Annotated in this window: 20 protein-coding genes; 3 read left to right on the forward strand and 17 right to left on the reverse strand. The window is 44.2% G+C overall.

Going from position 1 to position 20,929, the window contains the following annotated elements:
* Positions 1–175: 175 nt before the first annotated feature.
* The gene (gene lexA / locus TCA2_RS06080) at positions 176–808 is read left to right on the forward strand and encodes a transcriptional repressor LexA (RefSeq protein ID WP_047910652.1); all 633 of its coding nucleotides are present in this window, start codon (positions 176–178) and stop codon (positions 806–808) included.
* 201 nt (positions 809–1,009) lie between these two features.
* On the opposite strand, the gene TCA2_RS06085 is transcribed toward lexA, so the two are convergent.
* The 9 genes from TCA2_RS06085 to TCA2_RS06130 form a co-directional block, all read right to left on the reverse strand.
* Positions 1,010–1,603, reverse strand: a complete 594-nt coding sequence (locus TCA2_RS06085) for an N-acetylmuramoyl-L-alanine amidase (RefSeq protein ID WP_152557662.1) — start codon at positions 1,601–1,603, stop codon at positions 1,010–1,012.
* Positions 1,604–1,627: 24 nt separating this feature from the next.
* Positions 1,628–1,897 carry a phage holin family protein gene (locus TCA2_RS06090; protein WP_047910653.1) on the reverse strand — a complete coding sequence of 90 codons (270 nt, stop codon included), beginning with the start codon at positions 1,895–1,897 and terminating at the stop codon, positions 1,628–1,630.
* A gap of 86 nt (positions 1,898–1,983) precedes the next feature.
* Positions 1,984–3,141, reverse strand: coding sequence for a siphovirus ReqiPepy6 Gp37-like family protein (locus tag TCA2_RS06095; protein ID WP_047910754.1), 1,158 nt, complete (start codon positions 3,139–3,141; stop codon positions 1,984–1,986).
* A 635-nt stretch (positions 3,142–3,776) separates the two neighbouring features.
* Entirely contained in the window at positions 3,777–5,096 is a 1,320-nt protein-coding gene (locus tag TCA2_RS26060; RefSeq protein WP_052511778.1) for a hypothetical protein, read from the reverse strand.
* A 21-nt stretch (positions 5,097–5,117) separates the two neighbouring features.
* Positions 5,118–5,984 carry a phage tail domain-containing protein gene (locus TCA2_RS06105; RefSeq protein ID WP_047910654.1) on the reverse strand — a complete coding sequence of 289 codons (867 nt, stop codon included), beginning with the start codon at positions 5,982–5,984 and terminating at the stop codon, positions 5,118–5,120.
* A complete protein-coding gene (locus TCA2_RS06110) occupies positions 5,985–7,625 on the reverse strand; it encodes a hypothetical protein (protein ID WP_047910655.1) in 1,641 nt (546 codons plus the stop codon).
* Between the two features lie 366 nt (positions 7,626–7,991).
* On the reverse strand, positions 7,992–8,336 hold the full coding sequence (locus TCA2_RS06120) for a hypothetical protein (protein ID WP_047910657.1): 345 nt from the start codon (positions 8,334–8,336) through the stop codon (positions 7,992–7,994).
* Positions 8,337–8,339: 3 nt separating this feature from the next.
* Complete coding sequence (locus TCA2_RS06125; RefSeq protein ID WP_047910658.1) at positions 8,340–8,933, reverse strand: major tail protein; 594 nt, start codon at positions 8,931–8,933, stop codon at positions 8,340–8,342.
* 425 nt (positions 8,934–9,358) lie between these two features.
* A complete protein-coding gene (locus TCA2_RS06130) occupies positions 9,359–9,724 on the reverse strand; it encodes a hypothetical protein (RefSeq protein WP_047910659.1) in 366 nt (121 codons plus the stop codon).
* Between the two features lie 238 nt (positions 9,725–9,962).
* Between TCA2_RS06130 and TCA2_RS06135 the strand changes: the two genes are divergently transcribed.
* Both TCA2_RS06135 and TCA2_RS06140 read left to right on the forward strand, forming a co-directional pair.
* Entirely contained in the window at positions 9,963–10,427 is a 465-nt protein-coding gene (locus tag TCA2_RS06135) for a helix-turn-helix domain-containing protein (protein ID WP_047910756.1), read from the forward strand.
* Positions 10,424–10,843 carry an ImmA/IrrE family metallo-endopeptidase gene (locus TCA2_RS06140; RefSeq protein WP_337999876.1) on the forward strand — a complete coding sequence of 140 codons (420 nt, stop codon included), beginning with the start codon at positions 10,424–10,426 and terminating at the stop codon, positions 10,841–10,843. Before TCA2_RS06135 ends, TCA2_RS06140 begins: the two co-directional genes overlap by 4 nt.
* Before the next feature lie 201 nt (positions 10,844–11,044).
* On the opposite strand, the gene glnA is transcribed toward TCA2_RS06140, so the two are convergent.
* The 8 genes from glnA to TCA2_RS27845 all read right to left on the reverse strand — a co-directional run bounded on the left by glnA (position 11,045) and on the right by TCA2_RS27845 (position 20,778).
* Positions 11,045–12,373, reverse strand: a complete 1,329-nt coding sequence (glnA, locus tag TCA2_RS06145; RefSeq protein WP_047910661.1) for a type I glutamate--ammonia ligase — start codon at positions 12,371–12,373, stop codon at positions 11,045–11,047.
* A 218-nt stretch (positions 12,374–12,591) separates the two neighbouring features.
* On the reverse strand, positions 12,592–13,008 hold the full coding sequence (locus tag TCA2_RS06150; RefSeq protein ID WP_047910662.1) for a MerR family transcriptional regulator: 417 nt from the start codon (positions 13,006–13,008) through the stop codon (positions 12,592–12,594).
* Between the two features lie 85 nt (positions 13,009–13,093).
* Positions 13,094–14,347, reverse strand: coding sequence for a methionine gamma-lyase family protein (locus TCA2_RS06155; protein ID WP_047910663.1), 1,254 nt, complete (start codon positions 14,345–14,347; stop codon positions 13,094–13,096).
* A gap of 76 nt (positions 14,348–14,423) precedes the next feature.
* Entirely contained in the window at positions 14,424–15,716 is a 1,293-nt protein-coding gene (gene hflX / locus TCA2_RS06160; protein WP_047910664.1) for a GTPase HflX, read from the reverse strand.
* 76 nt (positions 15,717–15,792) lie between these two features.
* Entirely contained in the window at positions 15,793–16,779 is a 987-nt protein-coding gene (locus tag TCA2_RS06165; RefSeq protein ID WP_047910665.1) for an AAA family ATPase, read from the reverse strand.
* Positions 16,780–16,873: 94 nt separating this feature from the next.
* On the reverse strand, positions 16,874–17,524 hold the full coding sequence (locus tag TCA2_RS06170; protein ID WP_047910666.1) for a YdcF family protein: 651 nt from the start codon (positions 17,522–17,524) through the stop codon (positions 16,874–16,876).
* Between the two features lie 3 nt (positions 17,525–17,527).
* A complete protein-coding gene (locus tag TCA2_RS06175; RefSeq protein ID WP_047910667.1) occupies positions 17,528–18,079 on the reverse strand; it encodes a DUF402 domain-containing protein in 552 nt (183 codons plus the stop codon).
* Between the two features lie 158 nt (positions 18,080–18,237).
* On the reverse strand, positions 18,238–20,778 hold the full coding sequence (locus TCA2_RS27845) for a PBP1A family penicillin-binding protein (protein WP_370510317.1): 2,541 nt from the start codon (positions 20,776–20,778) through the stop codon (positions 18,238–18,240).
* Positions 20,779–20,929: the final 151 nt, after the last annotated feature.

Genomic DNA, 20,929 nt, shown 5'->3' on the forward strand with positions numbered 1-20,929 from the left:
TTCAACCTCCAAACGTTTGTTCTCATTCCTTACAGAACTCACTATAACACGAACATGTGTTTTGGGCAATAGTTTTTGAGAACAATTGTTCTGTATTTTTTAGAACTAATGTTTGTACGAACGGAGGTTCTATGCTATAATTTTCCCAAACGTTATTATGTGGAGTTGATACGGTATGTCGAAGGTATCCAGCAGGCAATTAGCAATTCTGGAGTTTATACGCAATGAAGTCCGATTGAAGGGATATCCGCCGTCCGTAAGAGAGATTGGTGAAGCTGTTGGCCTGGCCTCCAGTTCAACCGTTCACGGACACCTGGATCGTCTGGAGAAGAAGGGGTTAATTCGCAGAGACCCTACTAAGCCACGGGCTATTGAATTGCTCGGTCAAGATGATGGTGATGATAATGTTCTTCAATTTACGCAGACCGTTGCTCGCGTCCCTGTAGTGGGTAAAGTTACTGCGGGTATTCCGATCACAGCTACAGAGAATATTGAAGATTACTTCCCGCTGCCGATGCAGTATGTTGGTGAGGAGAAAGTATTCATGCTTTCTGTTGTCGGGGACAGTATGATTGAGGCGGGAATTTCGAATGGCGACTATGTTATCGTCCGCCAGCAACAAACAGCGAATAACGGAGACATCGTCGTCGCGATGACGGAAGATGATGAAGCAACCGTTAAGACTTTTTATAAAGAGAAGGACCATATTCGCTTGCAGCCAGAGAATCCTACATACGAACCTCTCCGGCTTACAAAAGTAACCATTTTGGGTAAGGTTATCGGCTTGTTCCGTGACTTCCTTCATTAATTAGCCATTCTTTTATTTCTTGTATATTTTAAGGAGAGGTCTTCGTTGGAAGATCTCTCCTTTTTTCATAAGGTTTATTGCTAGGTATAATTTAAATGCGTCTAATTGATTCGCTTTGAAAAAAGCTGTTATCACAAATAGAAAAAGGCCCTTTTACTATTATGTAAAATGGCCTTTTTCACTATCGTCTAATCATCAACTTTACTTATTGTTCTCTATACGAATCAAGATCGCTGCGAGTTCTTCCCGAGTTACAGAATCTCTCGGACGTGTTCCATCCATGTATCCTTTTAAAGCAGCTTGCTCCCAAGCTGTTCTAGCCCATGGACTTACCATGTTAAGATCTTCCTCATCTGCTGCTATCATCACGTCTTTCTGTTCCAAACCGAAGAATTGAACTACTCCAGCCACGTGCCCGTCAATAATAGCCTCAATCACCTGATCATTTTGTAGTAGAATGGCGTCAGCGTCGATGAACAGATTCTCAGTCAATACAGCCGACATATTGGATTCTCGTAGCATATGCAAATTGCCTGTCTTTGGTTTGCGATCAATCACGTTGTATTTTCTCAGTTCAGTTATAATACTTTCGTGCAGAGTTTCCTGAAGCTCTTTTGATTTCAGACTAGCTGAAGTATAACGAAAGCTTTCAAAACCCCCAGCACCACCGCCCGCATTACAATGGATTGAAATAATTGCATCTGCAGCTAATTCATTGGCTATTTTCGTTCGCTCTTTCAGTTCTATAAATTGATCCATTTCGCGTGTTAGGAATACCTGAATCCCTGCCTCCATGCCCAGGATCAATCACAAGCTTAACTATTTTAAATCCACTCCTTTATGAGCCTGATGCAGCAGCTGATTACCGTATACTGCAAAAGCACCTGTCAAAATTCCTTGAATCAACGATTCAGGCCCCCACCCAAGCATCCATACAGTCACAGCGACTGCAATAATAGTGACCACATAAACTATGGTCCAATTTGGCACTCTAGGTGTTTGTTTTAGAATGTATCCTACTACCCAGCAGAGAGCCAGCACAATGAATAATTGAGGATGAATCAGCTCCAAAATTGTGGTCCACTCCATCCAGCTCTCATCTCCTTATTTCCATTATTATTACAGCAAAGTTGCAGCTCTGGTATTTGAGGACCTCCCAAATGTCAACCTCAGCTCTACCGTGTAATTTCTTCTCTTAAATTGGCCAGCTCTTGCTTAATCCTGCTTATTAAGGTAGGGCGGTTATTGCCGAATGTCAGCTCTATGCTTGTATTCCCAGGTTCGTAAATCTCTTTGACCTCTGTGATTTGGGCGTTAAGCGTAACGCCCCATTCTTTATTTTGGAGCGTTACGATATCGCCTAGATCATAATCTTCTTCATAGACCAGCTTGGAATGAGTCAAAGCCTGTCCTTCTAAGTAAAACTCCTGCGTATAATCGGTAAGTGCCTGCTGGCCTTTTGCTGCAAGATATTCATCTACATTTATATCTGGACCCTGTGTGGGCGTATCGTGAACATCCTCTTCATCAGACACGTCCCTTGCGTCTACAAACAGCTCATATCTTTCGTAACCGCTGGTAGAGCCGACTTCTACGATGCGCCGGTCCACATTTTCCCCTTGACCTCCTACGACGGCTACATTACGGAAGTTCAGCTCCGATTCGGTATACGTCATTTTGCCAAGGGTACTAAACTCAGGACTAAATATGGCTGGCGGCAGATGAGACTGATTAACCGCAAGATTACGGCCTTCTTGAACACGGAATAAGTACTCTTCCTGTATCGTATCCACATCAATATTCCACCCCAAGCCGCTTATCCTGCTGATCTCGGATATTTCTTCGGCCAAGTTTTTATACCTTGACTGCCAATTTACACTTGGCCCACGTTCCTGATTAGTTGCCACGGATATTCGATTCATCTTTCGCTGAGGATCTGATGGATTAATGATATTGTTATTGATGTAATGCAGCATTACGGACTCCGCATTCCCTTGCGTGCTGTCATAACCGGCTGACAAAGGCGGATATGTGATACGCTGGCCCATCCAGGACTTTAAAGCCAGTGCCTGAATGATCCAGTTCTCTGTTGCCTTTCCATTCTCGTCCAGTTCAATCTCCCGATGTCTTATGATGTAGGCTTTGTTTAGCTTGTTATGCGGGAAAATGATGCGACCGCGCTGCAGTTCATTAGCGTGCTTCAAGTAGCGATTGATCTTTAGAACAACAGAACCCACTCCATGCCAGGAGCGGGTTAGTTGTAAGGAAGCATATTGGGTGATCTCAGCAATTAGCTTGAAATCTTTGGTCATGATGCGTAATGGTAATGTCATGTACTCACCAACTTCAAATATAATAGGCATTCAACATTTCTTTAATTACTTAGTTCTACACTTGTAATTAGCTCGTATTAATCAGCATTGATCATCTGAGCAACAACGAACATTTTAAGGCTATCATTTGTATACAATGGATGGCTGTTATTGTAGAATCTCTTAACTGTTAAATACCACATTATGCAGCACCTCCTTTCGGAGATGCTACTTCAATTAATATATCCTTTTGCTGTTCCATTGTGGCAATTGCCATTTTGTATTCGGCACTTTGGGATAACAAATTCCCCATATCTCCGGTAATAACTGCATTTTCTTGTATTAATTTTGTTTACTTAAATGCTGACTCAGCTCTTATAGGTTCTTTCTCCGAGTTCGGCACATGAGAACAGGTGTTCTAATCATACAGAATCTAATGGAAATTAGCCCCTACTGAAAAAACAGAGGCGTATTCTCTAGACTCTAATTTTTACAAGCCGATTGTTTCCGGTTTTTTATTTCTTAATTTATCATATTCAAAAGGATTCCGCTTCAATTCAAAATCGTGATCGTAAGATTTAGTTTTTCCTGTGTCGCGAAGAATTTCCCCGGTCATCTAACCATAATGTTAAATCCATTGATGTACGCCCCCTAATTTATTCCCATGCTTGCCATGTTACATCATAATGGGGGTTGCTTACATGGTTAGAAACGGTCATAGAAGTCCCGAAATTCCCCAATCTCAAATAACCGTTTGAATCATATTCCTCAGTACCCTTATTTGATTTAATAGCGTAGATTAGTGAGAGCGGATTAGCAGTATCATAATATCGTGATGATACAATAACCACAGAAGGAACGAACCCAATATAAATACTTTTATATCCATTTCCCGACAATGTTCCCAAAGAACCCTCGACATATTTTTTACCTGTATACAGCCCCCTAATTTTTGTGTGCAACGTGGACCATATATCACCTGTGGATGCACTACCTCCCATGGCGTTAATGGCATCCACTATGCCCTGTTTAGCATTAACGCCAGATTGCTTTAGCTCTCTTAAACTTGTCCATGTGTTGTCAGCATTTTTAAACCTTATCTCATCTCCTTCAAACCTAAGGGTGGCTTGCTGTGTAGCGTCAACATATCGTGCTAATTCTATAGCTTCCGATGTCCATGTATTCCCGTTTGATACACGCATTGCTCTAGTAACTAACTTGGATTGATTCCCAGTAGAAAAATTGGTCGTTATTCCATCAACAATTGAACCAGCTGTAGATCCAAGTAAATTAGGATTATTGACAGTAACAACACCGTTTACAGTTCCACCTGTTCTGGACAAACTTGCATTTTTAGCATTCGTTTCTGTAACTGCAACTTGTTCATTTACATAACCAGTTGTTGCAAAGCCCTCGTCTTCAATCCCTCCTATGAATTCGTCCCATTGGCGCTGAAACTGCTCCGTAGGGATAGAAATTAGAGAGTATACGATGCCGCATAGATCTTCATATAATCTTTCATCGACTAAATCAGCTTGTTGCAGCTGTGAAGTGTTCGCTCTTACTAGAATTTGCGCTAGAGATAATTCATAAATAAAGTTATCTCGTGTTAGCTCTGGCGGGACTGGAGTTGCGCCTGCTGCCCCCTCTTTTATAGCCAAATGGATATTCCTAGCAGAGTTACGAAGGTCAAGTCTTAACACGATTCGGTCAATTCGATTTAAAGTCGCCTCTGGAATGCTGTGAGTTAGGGTAAGATCAGATGTGTTCTCATACAGCCTTCCCAACATGATCGCCTTGCCCGCACTAACAACTGTATTTAGTGTTCCTGCTGCAACGGATACCTCCATGCCCGGAACATGATCCGTATGAAGTAAACCCGTTGATAATACACTGCCAAAGTATTCTGCAAAATCAGATGCTTCATATGTCCGAGGATCATCTGGAGCTGAATTAAAAAACTTATATTTTTCCAAAGTCCCTTCTCCCTTCCTTGTTTAAACAGCGGTATACAATTTGCTGTAGCTAATATTGACGACAGCACCTTGTATATCATCGTCTGCTGTGTATTCAATTTCGTTTTCTCCGATTGTTAATTTAAAAAAAGTGCTGTCCAGATCGATCCAGTTGAACACATTTCGTTCAGCTCCCGACGAATCAACGAAATAAACAGATTTGTTGTGGTCACTGGTATCAATCATCATGCGTTCACCTTCTCCAAGATACTGGCGCACCCGAAGATATTCTCCGGTTGTATTGTTCATAATTTTTGGGTTGAGTGCCGGCCCATAGAATTCAATCTGTATAGGTGCTGGTGCATCCCCATCATTTACGATCATTCTCTGATCTCTTTGATATCCCATTTGAAACTCGCCTTCAAAAGGAAATTGAAACAAAGATTCAAATGTCGGCTCCTCTGTAATATTGCTCGATCTCCAATATGGATTAGGACAAATAATGTCAACAAGTGCTCTTTGATAATAGACACCTCTGTTTTCGAAGCCTGCTCCAAACGTCGGTATATGTTCGGCAACAGCATCAATGACCCTGATTATATCTCCATATTGGTATTCAATCAGCCCTACGCCGTTTTTAGGATTCAGAACTTGTGCAAGCCTCGCACGCTTTTTAGAAATGTCTGTATCGTCAGTGCCTTTAATCCAAACCTCGAAGCTGATTGTTCTTACATCAAGTATGCCGTCAATAAATGTAGTTCCATCTTGATACGGTGCCTGTTGTGTTTGAATATCTGCACTTACATCCCCTAATCCAGTGATGTTCCCCATATAAAAAGAGGAGCTATCATCATTGAAAATGATGTGCTCCCCCTTGTGATTCGTGAACTTCAATTGCTTTGATCTCATTTACATCCCCCATTCAAGGGCTAATTGACGAGCAGCCTGAAGATTTTTTCGTGCTGTATCCGATGGAGACAGCGGCTGTGGGCTGACAACCGTGATGTTTTGAGTAATACCGCCACGTCCACTGCCAGCCGTATGATTTGCACGAGTATTTACATTCAATTCCGGAACGACTGCACGTGACATTTCAACTGCTGCTCTATGCACGGAATCCAATGTACTGGATATCCCATAAACAAAGCCTTCTCCCGTGTACTCTCCTAATTTCATCATTACTCGGCTTGGGGAATTAATGCTAAGCACATCTCTTATGCCGCCTGTTACACTGTTTGCTACGTCCCTAATTGCATCTGTGACAGCATGAATTTTGCTTTTAATCCCTTCAACAATGCCATTAATGATATCCGCACCGATACTGAGCATTTGAGATGGTAGCTGCTTAAGCCAATCGATGGCTTCACTGATCCCGTTCACGATGGCATCTTTGACCGTAACCACTGTTGTTTGCACAGCATCTTTCATTTGTTTAAACATCTCGGAACCAATACTATACAATTGCGACGGCAATTCACGAAACCAGGTCAATAGATTGTTCCAGGTTGTCTTAATCCATTCAGTCACAGCAGTAAGGATGGTTATTGTTACTTCTTTCATACCTTCCCAGGCGCCTGTCAGCACCTCTGAAACCAAACCAAGTGCCTCAGTAAACACTTGATTTATACCCTCCCATATCATTAGAAAAGCATCTTTCAGGTTATTCCAGATCGCTTGGGCATCCTGCGATAAACTCTCAAAATCACCAGTAACCAAATCAATGATGAATAGGAGAGCTCCTGCAAATATATTTTTTACAACCTCCCATATTCCGGTGAAAAACGTTTGGAGCCCTTCCATAATTGGAGTTATCGTGTTAACGATCTGATCGAAGGAAGTCTGTGCCAAGGTTGATAAACCAGACCAGGTCGTACTTAGAAAGCTGCTTATCCCATCCCAAATTTGCACCAAAAAGTCCGATATCGGCTGGAATATACTGTGGCTTAAATCGCTGATTGATTGCCAAACCGTGGACAATGAGGATTGAATCACTTCCCAAGCGGCTGTAGTCGCTCCACTAACACTCTCCCATAATCCTATAAAAAATCCGGAAATATGTTCCCAATTCTGATACACCAGCAATGCGCCTGCAGCTAATGCGGCAACAGCAGCAACAACAATACCAATAGGTCCTGAGGCAACGGAAAGAGCAGTGGAAATCGCCGGTCCGATGATGGAAAAGCCTGCAGCCAATTGCGGCAGAAGTCCAATTATTTGTATAATGGGACCCCCAATCAGTGCAATGGCTGCTACAACCGCTCCTGAAATGGCAATAAAGGACTGCAAGCTTTCAGGCATGCTAACGAATAAATTCACCACACCTTGAACGAAACCAACCAGACTTTCAAAAACCGGTAATAAAGACTGGATAACTGGAATAAGTGCTTCACCAATTGAAACTACAGCCAGGTCAATAGCCGTTTTAAGCTCCGTCATAGCCGTATTAAAAGATGCGAACGTGGACTCATCCGCAGCAGCTGCAACCGCACCTGCCAACGCCCCGGCTAATGTTTGTCCCAGTAGAGTAATACCTGAACCAACCTTTTGCATCTGTTCAAAATTATTGCCTAATGCCTGCTGAGCCTCTTTAAATGCTGCTGTATACGTACTCCCCAGCTGTTTAACAAGGAAGCTTTGCTCCTCAATTGCCGCATTCGTTTGTTGTATATTTTGTTCTTCGATCTTGGCTCACCTCCTTTTTTCTTTTGGCGTCTACTCTTTGGCTATCCAAAGAATGAATCGATATCTGCTTGAGTCGCGTTCTTTTGCTTTGATTTACTCCGCTCTGAATCTGGGAAGTACTGCTTTGACAGATCTAAAAGATCCCTGACTCTTAGCTCGTTTAATTCTAGGAAGCTTAATCCCATATGTTTTCCTAAAGCAAGCAACACGAAGTCAATCTCTGGTGCTTCTTCATTATTTGGTTGCTGGGATTCCATTGTCAGCGGGACGAAAAAAACCTTCTGTTGCCTCCTCAATAGCAGAGGTCAGTAAGGTTGGATCAGCCAAATTAATGGTGTCAAAGCTGCTAAGCCACGTCTCAAAGGAAGCAAAAGACTTGCCATATCCATCCGCCTTCGCCATAGCCCATACCATTTGCAGAATAGTAAGAATATCGAATCTCTGAGGATCATTCGATACTTCCGAAAGCTTGCTAAGATCGCCCATGAGGTCGCTCTTAAATTCTTGCTTATAATATAGAAGAGCCAGAGGGGTAGCTCTGACTCGGACTTGCTGATTCCCGATTTGAATTTCTCTCATTGTTTATACACCTCCAACTGCTTCGAACGAAGGAGTATAAACAGAATTAAAGAAGCTTTGGTAGGCGGCTGCATTCTGATCGCTAAGCTCAAGATCCCCTTTAACAACGATCATATCGTTAACTTCTAGCGGTGATATGGTTAGTGTCAGAATTTCTGTATTCACTTCAATCGCCTCGCCTTGTGTTGTACGCTCCTTCGCTGGGCGGCTAGCTTGGCAGTTATAATATACAAATCGACGATTTTTACTGTCGCCTTGCACTTGACCCAGAAGAGCAAATTTCTTAGGAAGAGCATTTGATACTTCTACCAGCATACCGTTACTGTCAATTACCCAGCCCAACATTTCAGCAAGAATATGATCTGGGACAAGTGCCATCTCAAGCTCTCCTGTGTAGCCATTGTTTGCTGTGGATACAAAATAGGCCATATTATCCGCATAAAAAGTGCTGGCTTCACCGACGGCCTCCGGTGTCCATCTTACCGCTCCCGGAATGGGTTCCGGTGCTTTCCAAACAGGCTGACTACCTGTAGTTGTTTCATCCAAAAAAGCCACATGCACCTGCTCTAAACCAAACGTTACTTTGTTCTCTGACATTCTCATTACCTCCAGTTTTTTTAAAAATTTAAAAATAATATACTAGGGCAGTTATTTTACCTGCCTTCCCCGCATCATACCCTTGCGCTTTACGCTAAGGAGCTTGTCCCACAGCATGATCGAGTCCTGCCACGATAAGGGCTTGCAGGGATGCCCGGGTAACCAACGACCCTATGCCCATACTTTAACAACGAAGCACCGACAAATTTACGACAGATTTCCGTCAATTTACCGTCAATCTTCAAACACCGTTGCTTTGAGCTAACAGAAGTGCTCGAAAGCCTCGTTCGGGAGTCACCCTATAGATGGCTCATTTGCTGGGTACACAAAAAAAGATGACTCCAAGAATTCGAAGTCATCTCTAAATTTATTAAGAGCTTGGTAAACATTTATTGAAATTGGCTACAATGTGGTTACGGCTTAGATCATATAACCTCAGAACGCTTTAATGCTTCGGTTATGGATTCAATCCCGGCATTTAATCTTCGATCTATCGTGCGTTCGCTAAGGTTTTCAGAGTAAAAAAGGTCGACTGTAAGCTTGTACTTTTTAGCTTTTATGTATCGGTGTTCAACTATTCTCCTTGTTTCTTCGTCTTCGATCATCTTTATTGCCGAATCAAGCTCGTTCACGATTCGTCCCCAGCTTTCTAGTGTCTGTTCTTCCAATTTAGTCCGATTTTCTTTTCTTCTTAATGCTTCAATCGTACCCATCATTTTTGGGTAATGACTCAGCAACCGTTTAACTGCGCTCTTGTCTTCTTTAGTTATCTCTAAGATTAAGCTTTCCATGTCTTTACCTCCCTGATTCATGCTGTCAAACCCTTACTTAATGTCATGGTAAATTAGCAGCTTCTTTTTATTACCTTGTGGTATCATGATACACAATAAATACCATTTGGTAAAGAGTGAATACAAATATCTTTATATTCTTTCCTAGCATATTTAGCTTTGTTACCCCATTTACCATTTGGTTATAATGGTTTATATTAATTACCTAGAGGTAAAATCATTTGGGAGGAAATACATGATGAGTTCAGATGAATTCGGTTTATATTTAAGAACGTTGCGTGAAAAGAATGGCCTGACTATAAATCAACTGTCTACTGCGTCTGGAATTAGTAACGCACAAATTTCAAGGATTGAGAACGGGCTTCGTAATTCTCCTAAGCCTAGTACAATTAAAAGTCTCGCTAAAGTTCTCAATGTAGATTATCAAGAAATGTTGTATAAAGCAGGTTACATAGAAGATATAAGTAACCATTATGAAACTCCTGAATGGGCTACTGCTAAAGACATTAGGGATTTTAAAAAAATGCTTGAAGATGATGCACCTATCATGTTTGATGGGGTTCCGATCGAGGGACAAGCAAAACAGCGTGTGCTCGATGTGTTGACAGGCTTGTTCTGGGAGGCTAAGGAAATGAACAAAGAAACCTACGGAAGAACAAAAAAGCTGGATACCAATAATGAAGAAGTCACCAAAAGAAGGTGATTAATTTGGATGAAATCATTGATAAACTCGTCAAAAAATTTAAGACAAACGATCCTTTTATCATAGCAGACGGCCTAAACATTCTTATCCGATATGCTAATTTTGAAGACGGGACTCGGGGACTGTATTATCGAAAGTTACGCAGACGATTTATTGTTATACACAATGAGCTAGATGATCATTGGAAACGGGTAGTTTGTGCCCATGAACTCGCACACGACAGGTTGCACCCTGATTTAAGCCGTTTCTGGCTCGATGATTACTCTTTTTTTAATGCTGGAAAGTATGAGAAACAAGCGAATACTTTTGCTTTGAAATTGCTCACACATTCTGAACAACAACAACCAGAAGAACCGATCGAGCGTTTTTTGCAGCGTTGTGGCATTCCACAAGAACTTCATTCTTTTTATGATTGAATTTGTAGATTGAACGTTACAGAAGCTACGACTTAATTCCTGCTAAGTTTGCTTGTTTACCACCATTAGCTTTCTGAATAAGAATACCTAAACTAAAAACTAAACTTGTCTTTATACAAAAAACCGCCATTCAAATGTTAGATTGTAACTAACATTTGAATGGCGGTTTAAACACTTTCTAAGCGCCAAGGGTTTCCGGTTTTAGTAAAGCGTCAAATATTGATCGCGTTCCCATTGATGTACTTGTGTGCGATACATGTCCCACTCGATTTCTTTCAGTTCATAAAAGTGAGCCAGCGCATGATCACCAAGCGCCTCAGTGATAACTTCGCTGCGGATCAGCTCATGCAATGCTTCCTTCAGGTCGGCTGGGAGTGAAGGAATACCTTCTTCAATACGCTCTTCTTCCGACATGATGTAGATGTTGCGGTCGATTGGAGCAGGAAGACTCAGCTCACGGTTAATTCCGTCCAGTCCGGCTTTGAGCATAACAGCAAGTGCCAGATAAGGGTTCGCAGCAGGGTCTGGATTACGTACTTCTACACGAGTACTCAGCCCGCGGGAAGCCGGAATACGGATCATCGGACTGCGGTTACTTGCAGACCATGCAACGTAGCAAGGAGCTTCATAACCAGGAACCAAACGTTTGTAAGAGTTCACTGTCGGATTCGTAATGGCTGCCATAGCACGTGCATGCTTGAGAATACCAGCCATGTAGTGGCGAGCAGTCTTGCTGAGCCCCAAAGTATCGGATTCATCATAGAATGTATTCACATTGTCTTTGAATAGAGATTGGTGACAGTGCATACCGGAGCCATTCATGCCGAAGAGCGGCTTAGGCATAAATGTCGCATGCAGTCCATGCTGACGAGCAATCGTCTTAACAACCAGCTTAAACGTTTGAATCTGGTCAGCAGCCTTAATTGCATCTGCATACTTAAAGTCGATTTCATGCTGCCCAGGAGCAACCTCATGGTGAGAAGCTTCAATCTCGAAGCCCATTTCCTCAAGCGTCAGCACGATTTCACGACGGCAGTTCTCTCCAAGATCGGTAGGAGCCAGGTCAAAATAACCACCTTGGTCATTCAGCTCTTCCGTTGGGTTACCGTTGGCATCCGTACGGAACAGGAAGAACTCAGGTTCTGGTCCTACATTCATTGAAGTGTAGCCCATTTGCTCTGCTTCTGTCAGTACGCGCTTCAGGATGCCACGCGGGTCCCCTGCAAACGGCGTTCCATCTGGCATATACACATCACAAATAAGACGCGCAACACGATTCTCTGTTACCCATGGGAAAATAACCCATGTGTCCAAATCTGGGTACAAGTACATATCAGATTCTTCAATACGAACGTAGCCTTCAATGGAAGAGCCGTCGAACATCATCTTGTTGTCGAGTGCTTTTACCAGCTGGCTTACGGGAATTTCAACGTTTTTAATTGTTCCAAGCAAATCTGTAAATTGCAAACGAATGAAACGTACATTTTCTTCTTTCGCTATGCGGAGAATGTCATCTTTTGTATAACTCACTATATCCTCTCCCTCTTCTTCTTAAAAGTATCAGCTTCAACAAGTATTGCTATTGCAGGTTAAACGTATACCGCAGATAACGCCACTACAGAGCTGCAAGAAATGATGGGTCTCATTCATTGTCACAGGCAAAGGATAAGATGTCAAGAAAGCGATTACGAGCTCTTAAGCCTTCTTATCCTGTTATCCTTATACCCGTTCCCCTTCGTTAACTAACATCACTTCTTGTTAAAGAATCTCGACAACTCCCCTTGAATCAGGGATACCTGACCCGGGCGTTTGCCGCCAGACACCAGCTGCTGCTTAAGTAAACGGTGGAGCTGCGAATCAGACAGCTCTCTGCGCTTCACCTCGGTGTCCGCTGTAATGATCGTTGCTTCCTCTGACTCTTTCGTGACAGGATTCATCACTTGTTTGATTCCAGCTATGTTTACACCCTTCTCAATGAGGGCTTTAATCTCAAGCAATCGTTCAACATCATTAAAAGAAAACATTCTTTGATTGCCCGAGGTACGTGCAGGTACGATCAAATTATGCTGTTCATAGTAGCGGATCTGGCGTGCAGACAAATCAGTAAGCTTCATCACAATACCAATTGGAAATAAGGCCATGTTTCTGCGTATTTCGTCACCCATCTCGTTCATCTACCTTCCAAGTATTCTAAGATATCATCATTGTACATTTTTATGATACCAAGTGTCAATGACGTGTTAGGTAAACTTACAGTAAATTACGATTTTTCATCGTTTGTAACGCCATGAGCACACCGTATTTCACATGAGAATAAGTTAGTCCGCCTTGCATGTAGCCGATATAAGGCTCGCGAATCGGCGCATCAGCCGAGAGCTCGAGACTGCCTCCTTGAATAAAGGTTCCTGCAGCCATAATAACCGGATGTTCATAACCCGGCATATCCCAAGGCTCCGGCACGACATGACTGTCCACTGCAGCGGCCCGCTGAATACCTTGTACGAATGCGATGAGATGCTCTGGACCGCTAAAGGATACAGCCTGAATCAGATCGGTCCGTATTTCATTCCATGCCGGCTTTGTTTCAAAACCGACCGCTTCGAACATGGCTGAGGCAAAAACACTCCCCTTGATGGCTTGTCCGACGGTGGATGGAGCCAGGTACAATCCCTGATATATCCCTCTAGTGGTACCCAGCATAGCACCTACTTCTCCTCCAATGCCAGGCGCAGTTAAGCGGTATGCAGCCAGTTGGACATACTCTGCTTTACCGCAGATATACCCCCCTGTCTCGGCAATGCCTCCACCCGGATTTTTGATCAGAGAGCCTGCAATCAGGTCCGCGCCTACCTCCGTCGGCTCCTGTTCCTCTGTAAATTCCCCATAACAATTATCTACGAATACAATGACATCCGGCTTAATCGCTTTGACTTTCTCAATCATTTCTTTGATCTGCTGCACGGTAAAGGATGAGCGCCAGTCATAGCCCCGTGAACGTTGAATGCCGATGACCTTCGTATTAGAATGGATCGACTGTTCTACCGCTGCGAAGTCCACTACACCTTCAGGAGTCAGATCCGTTTCGCGGTATGTAATCCCAAAATCGTACAGGGATCCCGTGCCATCCCCTGGCTTGCCGATCACCTTATGAAGCGTGTCGTAAGGCTTGCCCGTAATGTACAAGAGCTCATCTCCAGGTCTTAGCACACCAAAAAGAGCGGTGGCAATCGTATGCGTACCGGATGCAAAATGTGGACGCACCAAAGCCGCCTCCGCTCCAAACACGTCGGCGTATACTTCGTCTAATATTTCTCGGCCGCGATCGTTATAAGCGTAGCCCGTAGAGCCTGCAAAATGGAAGTCACTTACTTGATGCTTCTGGAATGCATCTATTACCTTCCATTGATTGCTGTCGACGATTAGGTCTACTTCTCGCAGCCTTGATTCGATCTTGTGCTCAATCGTTTGCTGAAGCTGAACAATGTCTGCTGAAAAAACACCCATTTCTCGTTTTTCTCTCCTCACAAAACTAACACCAATATTACTTTAGTGCGTTACAATATTAGTATACAAAATCACATCAATTTGACGAGTCAATAAAATCTTTTAACAGATACCCATGCTTCTCATATTCGCCCTTTTGGACCTGTACTTCATAAATAACATCATTCTCATCATAGGTCGTTTCGATCACATCGCCGATTCGATAGACAACAGAGGTGATATCTCCTCGCTCCGCGGGAATTCTAAACTTAACCGTATCTCCAGTTAGTTCTTCCTGTATCAATTCACGAATGCTCAGCAGATCCTGCTCATCAAATGCACTTATTTTTCTGTAGCCCTTGCCCGTCGGAAGCATTTGCAGCTGCTCGGGAGAACAGGCATCCTTCTTGTTAAACAGCACAATTTGTGGTTTATCGGAAGCACCCAGCTCCTGCAGCAGCTTTTCAACAACATTCATTTGCTCCTCTCTCATCGTAGAAGAAGCATCAACAACATGCAGGATGAGATCTGCCTCATTCACCTCTTCGAGCGTTGCCCTGAATGCAGCAACCAGCTCATGCGGAAGGTTCTGTATAAAGCCTACTGTATCCGTTAACACAATTTCTTTGCCGCTCGGCAGTTCCAACGTTCGGGAAGTCGGATCAAGAGTTGCAAACAACTGGTTCTCAATATAAACATCAGCCGATGTCAGCTGTTTAAGCAGTGTAGACTTTCCGGCATTCGTATAACCGACCAATGCTACTTGAATTACTCCGCTCTTCTTACGGCGTTCCCGGTGCAGCGTACGGTGACGGGTCACCTCTTCTAATTGCCGTTTCAGGTCGGTAATCCGTCCGCGAATATGTCTGCGGTCCGTCTCCAGCTTGCTCTCACCCGGTCCTCTTGTTCCGATCCCCCCGCCAAGACGTGACAGGTTCTTGCCGTGTCCAGACAGTCTTGGCAGAAGGTAAGAATGCTGTGCCAGCTCTACCTGAATAATACCCTCTCTCGTATGAGCACGCTGTGCAAAAATATCCAGGATAAGCTGGGTTCGATCTATAATTTTCAGATCAAGGCTTTCTTCGAGATTGCGAACCTGTGCTCCAGACAGCTCTTGGTCAAAAATAGCGGTAGTCGCACCAAGCTCCTCTGCCGCTGCACGAAGCTCTTCTACCTTACCTTTTCCGATAAACCATTTGGAGTCTGGAGTCTCCCGATTCTGAGATATGACGCTAAGCACTTCAACACCTGCAGTTTCCGCAAGCTTAACGAGCTCTTCAAGCGAATACTCAGGGTTAATGCCTGACCGCTTAACTTCATCGGTCACTAAGCTGACTAATACAGCCTTATCTTTTATCTCCGTGGATGTTTCATGTGTGGAGTTACTCATTTCTTAAGCTCCTTCAAATATAGGTAACGTCTACGATTTCAGTCCCTATGGAATGTAAGTGAATATCTATTATCGCTCATTTCTTGTCTAGCTTCAAATCCTCAACCCGAAGTGTCATCAGCTCCAGCTTGCCAGGGTTTCCTGAGGAATACTGATTCAGCAGCCGGACCGCTTGATGCCTAATCGATTTCTCAATCAAATTGCGAACATACCGTGCGTTACTGAACGCTTGTGACGTTTCATTTTTCTCATCAAGCAGTTGCTGCTTTAACTTGAGTATGGTCTGCGGCATCAAAATATAATCTCGATCCTTAGCCATAAGCTCTGAAATCTGAATCAACTGATCAATGGTATAGTCAGGAAATTCGATCTGAATCGGGAATCTGGACGGAAGTCCGGGATTGGTCTGCATGAAGAAATCAATCTCGTCAGAATAGCCCGCAAGAATCAATATAAATTGATTCTTGTGATCTTCCATCGCTTTAACAAGCGTATCAATCGCCTCTTTGCCAAAATCCTTCTCACCGCCGCGTGCCAAGCTGTAGGCTTCATCAATAAACAGAATACCGCCTAACGACTTTTTCACCAAATCTCTCGTTTTTTGAGCCGTGTGACCAATATACTCGCCGACCAAATCAGCTCTCTCGACCTCAATAAGATGCCCTTTGGTCAGGACCCCCATCTTCTGAAACAGCTTGGCGACGATACGAGCAACCGTTGTCTTGCCGGTACCGGGATTGCCTTTGAACACCATATGATACACATGAGAACCGCTCATGAGTCCCGCATCAGATCTCATCTGTGCAATTTGCAGGAATGCATAAATTTCAAACACAAAATCCTTAATGCTCTCGAGGCCCACCAGCTGATCCAATTCCTTCTGTATATCCTGATACATCGCAAACTGCGGATTGTTCTTCAAAGAGGCGGCAGTCTCTTCCGGATCTGATATCGACTCTTTATTCAGACCATAGCCTTCTGGCTGATTACGCAAAACGACATTGATCTGCCTGGAAGGTCTGCCTTCCGGCCGCTCTCCTGCTGCCATCGCTCTTCCGTTCATATACACGCTCACCTCAACTCCATAAGGGGCTAACTTCTCTATCTAAAGTATTCTAGTTAGTTCAATGTTATTAGAAGTTTCCCTTAAAAAATTGTTACTGAAAGCTCAGAAGAGCGGCATCCAGCTTCCACTTCGTATAAGCAAGCGTTTCCCGAATTTGGCTTGGCAAAAATGGCATAGCCACAGATTCAGCAAGTGAGAGCAGTGGTGCTTCATAATCAAGAAACTCGGCGATTTCAAGTGATCGCATACCGTGAAAATCATGCGTAATAATAATCGATGAAGCAAGGCCCTGATCTGTCATAATTCTCTGGCTGAACAATAAATTCTCGTACGTACTGGTCGCTTCATTCTCTAGCAAAATACGAGATGGCTCCACACCATGCTCTACAAGATAGCGCTGCATCCCCTCGGCCTCGGTAAGTCGGTGCTGAGGACTGTCCAATCCACCGGTAACGATAAAGTATCTGAAGCTCCCTGCTTCATGCAACTCAATAGCCTTGTCCAGCCGTTCAGCGAGACCCGGGCTGGGTTCGTCGCCCCAGAGCGACGCCCCCAGTACAATGCCCGCGTCAACAGGATCAGCAAATTCCGTTGTCTCCTTCGGATTAAAAATTTTCCATTGTACATAAACGACCCAGATCAGTCCAATAATTACGAGTGCTGTTAATATCCTAAATGCACTTCGCAAAAATTTCGTGTTCCTGGGTGTATTATTTATAGGTTTTGCTTGCTCAAATGCCATAGCTCACTCCTTGAATTCCCCATTCTCGAACAAAGTGGAACGGTGTTCCAATGACATCTGGAAATAAGGGAAGGAATGCGCATCAATTGAATGCAATAAGTACTGCGCTGTCCGCATGGACAATTCGTAATCTGTTGTCGTAATATGCCCCTTATCCAAAGCGTCATCTAGTTCATCTTCGTCGAGTAGGAATACTTCTCCATCCCTCAGAACGATAACATCCAAATATAAGTCATCAAACCAAGGAACGCCCTGATCTGTGACACCCTGACTACGGCAAGTATCGATATACCATTCAATAATCCGTTCCTGGTCATCAAACATCGCCGTCACAACAAAGTGCTCATCCTTAGGAAAATACTGAAGCCAGGAATACCCTTTATCCGCTGTGCAGAACGTATACCCTCCATAAGTTTTCCATAAAGGTTCCTTTAACTCATGGATGGTATAAAGGGATAAATAACCGGTAAACTCCTCGCTCTCTACATATCGACAGGTGAATTGCCGATTGGTAATTCGGCGCCAGTTCGCTCTGTCTCCAAATTTTCTCTTCATCTCAATCCCTCTTTACTCATCCAATATCCGCTTTATTAAAAACAGCTTACCATATTTAAGTTATACACTCAAAATTTACTCATAACCAAAACAAATCAGTACCTACGCGCAAAAAAAGACCTGCCGTCACTGTGACAGCAGGTCTTTCGCTAATGTTATTAAGGTGTCGTTGTACCGGGAACTGTAGTGGTTGGCGGGTTATCTTCTCCTGGAGGTGAGATTTCACCAGATGGAGGTGTAGTTTCCTCCGGCGGAGTTTCTCCACCTTCGTTATTGCCTTCCCCTCCGCTGGAAGGAGGTTCCGTACCGTTACCACCATTGCCAGTGTCGTTACCTCCTTGACCCCCGCCATTTCCACCATTGCCAGTGCCGGAGCCATTTCCACCATTACCTTCATTACCGGAGCCGTTTCCTTCACCGGTATCCGCTCCGTTCCCTTCTCCATTACCGTTACCGCTATTATCCGGGTCTTCTTGACCTTGACCTGGATCTGTACCCGGATCTTCAGGTACTTCCGGCTGTTCCGGAGTTTCTGGAGCCTCCTCTACCGGTTCGATAAACAGTGACACATGGTTGGACTCACTTGCATCCTCCCCGTTCTCCGGATTAATAACGGTGACATAATATTCGTAGGTCAGACCAGGTAATGCTCCCGTGTCCGTTGCCGAAGTTCCCGAGATCTGATCCTGGATTCGACTGAAGCTTCCTTCCGACGTCTCTTTACGATAGATTCGGTATTGTAAGCCTTCGGTTGATGACCCGCTCCAGCTCAGTGATACGGCTTGAGCCTCTTTATCGTAAGAGGCACTCAGTCCACTAACCGTCAGATCCGTTTCCGGCTCTTCCTCTTCAACTGGCGGTTCCGTTACCTCTGGAACTTCACTATCCGGCACAAAGAATTCCTTGCGCTCCACTCCTTCAAGCGCCTTTTCCATAACCGTCTTGAAGAAGGTAGCTGCAAGTCGGCTGCTGTTCTTCAGCAGGTGCTGCTGATCCGGATTATCGTATCCCATCCAGACTGCGGCGGTGTATTCTGGTGTATAGCCGACGAACCATACATCACGGTTCGCGTTGTTTCCTTCGTAACCGCTCTGTGTCGTTCCTGTCTTACCAGCCACAGGACGATCCAGCTTCGCGCTTGTACCTGTACCGCTATTGACAACCTCTTGCATCATTTCTGTCATTTGATAAGCGGTTTGCTCACTCATTACTTGCTCGGCATCTGATTCATACTCATAAATCACCTTGCCATCGCTGTTCTCAATTCGTGAGATAGCATGACCTTCCTGATACTGACCGCGATTAGCAAATGCACTGTATGCTGAAGCCATCTCAAGCGTATTCGTTCCTTTATCCAAGCCGCCAAGCGCCATGGATAGATTGCGGTCACCATCCGTCATCGTAATCCCCAGCTTCTCGGCAAACTCATATCCTGTGTTAACGCCGATTTCATTCAGCAGCCACACGGCAGGAATATTTTCAGACTTCGTGATGGCATCCGCCATGCCGATCGTATTCGAATATCCGTGCAGGTTCCGAGGACAATAATCACCAAAGCATTGCTGCGAGTTGCTTAGTGGTGTATTCATTGTAAAATCACCAGTTTCTAGAGCCGGTGCATAGGAAGCAATCGGCTTAAACGCAGATCCTGGCTGACGATAGCTGCTTGTCGCGCGGTTCCAGCCTTGACGCTGATAATCGCGGCCTCCCTGCATCGCAACGATACCGCCTGTTGCATGGTCCATAATCACCATGGAGCCCTGCACCTTCTGGTCCGATGCGCTTTCTTCGAACAATTCATCATTCTTAAAAGCGGCTTCTACAGCTTCTTGAGCCTCAGGAGCCATCGCTGTATAGATTTTATAACCACCGATGTTCAGATCATCCGTTGTTTTGCCTGTTACACGCTCAGCCTCTTTCAGCACGTAATCGACATAGGCAACGTATTTCTTCTCCTCTTCCGGACGCTCATAAGCGTAATCCACTGCTTTGGCCTCATCCATCTCTTCCTTCGAAATGTATCCTTGATCATACATTAATTGAAGGACAACTCCTCTTCTTTCTTTGGAGTCGTTAGGATTACCTGCCGGATTGTAAGCAGATGGGCCCTTAGGAATCGCCGCCAGCGTCGCAACTTCCCATATTTCCAGCTCATTCAGGTCACTCTTGCCGAAATAAAACTCCGAAGCGGTTTGAATCCCATAGTTCTGGTATCCGAACCAGGTACGGTTTAAATACATCGTCAAGATTTCATCCTTTGAATAATTCCGTTCAATGGCAAGCGCAATGGACATCTCCGTCGCCTTACGGAAGAACGTTTTATCCCGCGTCAGGAACACGTTCTTGGCGAGCTGCTGAGAGATGGTACTACCGCCCTCAACCAGAGAACGGGCCATAATATCCGTGACTGCTGCACGACCGATCGCCCACAGATCTACACCGTTGTGCTCGTAGAACCTTCTATCCTCTGTCGCAATAAAGGCATCTTTCAAGATTTGAGGAATATCCTCTCCATCTACAGGATCACGCTTCTCAATGGACAGCTCACTGATCTCCTCATCATTTCGGTCATATACCTTGGATGTTTCGTTCACGGTCATTTTGTCAAAGTTGGCCTGTAAGATCCGCTCTCCGCTCACCATAATAAACAGATAGCCGGCAAGCGCAACAAAGATGACAAAAGCAGCTGTAAAAAACAATGTCCAGGCTACACGTTTACCCGATATTTTTTCTTTTTCTTAGGTCCTGGTTTCTTCTCTTTTTGATTATTCTTACGATTCCCGGACCTAGACAATGTATCGTTTGACATGGTACCTCCTGACTCCCTTATAGGTGTAGCACATTCATGCT

The organism is Paenibacillus sp. TCA20 (assembly GCF_000732325.1).
Lineage (GTDB): Bacteria > Bacillota > Bacilli > Paenibacillales > Paenibacillaceae > Paenibacillus > Paenibacillus urinalis.

Coding starts and splice junctions, on each gene's coding strand:
- lexA (WP_047910652.1), top strand. CDS start 176: ATGTCGAAGGTATCCAGCAGGCAATTAGCAATTCTGGAGTTTATACGC.
- TCA2_RS06085 (WP_152557662.1), bottom strand. CDS start 1,603: ATGGAGGCAGGGATTCAGGTATTCCTAACACGCGAAATGGATCAATTT.
- TCA2_RS06090 (WP_047910653.1), bottom strand. CDS start 1,897: ATGGAGTGGACCACAATTTTGGAGCTGATTCATCCTCAATTATTCATT.
- TCA2_RS06095 (WP_047910754.1), bottom strand. CDS start 3,141: ATGACATTACCATTACGCATCATGACCAAAGATTTCAAGCTAATTGCT.
- TCA2_RS06105 (WP_047910654.1), bottom strand. CDS start 5,984: ATGAGATCAAAGCAATTGAAGTTCACGAATCACAAGGGGGAGCACATC.
- TCA2_RS06110 (WP_047910655.1), bottom strand. CDS start 7,625: ATGCAAAAGGTTGGTTCAGGTATTACTCTACTGGGACAAACATTAGCC.
- TCA2_RS06120 (WP_047910657.1), bottom strand. CDS start 8,336: ATGAGAGAAATTCAAATCGGGAATCAGCAAGTCCGAGTCAGAGCTACC.
- TCA2_RS06125 (WP_047910658.1), bottom strand. CDS start 8,933: ATGTCAGAGAACAAAGTAACGTTTGGTTTAGAGCAGGTGCATGTGGCT.
- TCA2_RS06130 (WP_047910659.1), bottom strand. CDS start 9,724: ATGGAAAGCTTAATCTTAGAGATAACTAAAGAAGACAAGAGCGCAGTT.
- TCA2_RS06135 (WP_047910756.1), top strand. CDS start 9,963: ATGAGTTCAGATGAATTCGGTTTATATTTAAGAACGTTGCGTGAAAAG.
- TCA2_RS06150 (WP_047910662.1), bottom strand. CDS start 13,008: ATGGGTGACGAAATACGCAGAAACATGGCCTTATTTCCAATTGGTATT.
- TCA2_RS06155 (WP_047910663.1), bottom strand. CDS start 14,347: ATGGGTGTTTTTTCAGCAGACATTGTTCAGCTTCAGCAAACGATTGAG.
- hflX (WP_047910664.1), bottom strand. CDS start 15,716: ATGAGTAACTCCACACATGAAACATCCACGGAGATAAAAGATAAGGCT.
- TCA2_RS06165 (WP_047910665.1), bottom strand. CDS start 16,779: ATGAACGGAAGAGCGATGGCAGCAGGAGAGCGGCCGGAAGGCAGACCT.
- TCA2_RS06170 (WP_047910666.1), bottom strand. CDS start 17,524: ATGGCATTTGAGCAAGCAAAACCTATAAATAATACACCCAGGAACACG.
- TCA2_RS06175 (WP_047910667.1), bottom strand. CDS start 18,079: ATGAAGAGAAAATTTGGAGACAGAGCGAACTGGCGCCGAATTACCAAT.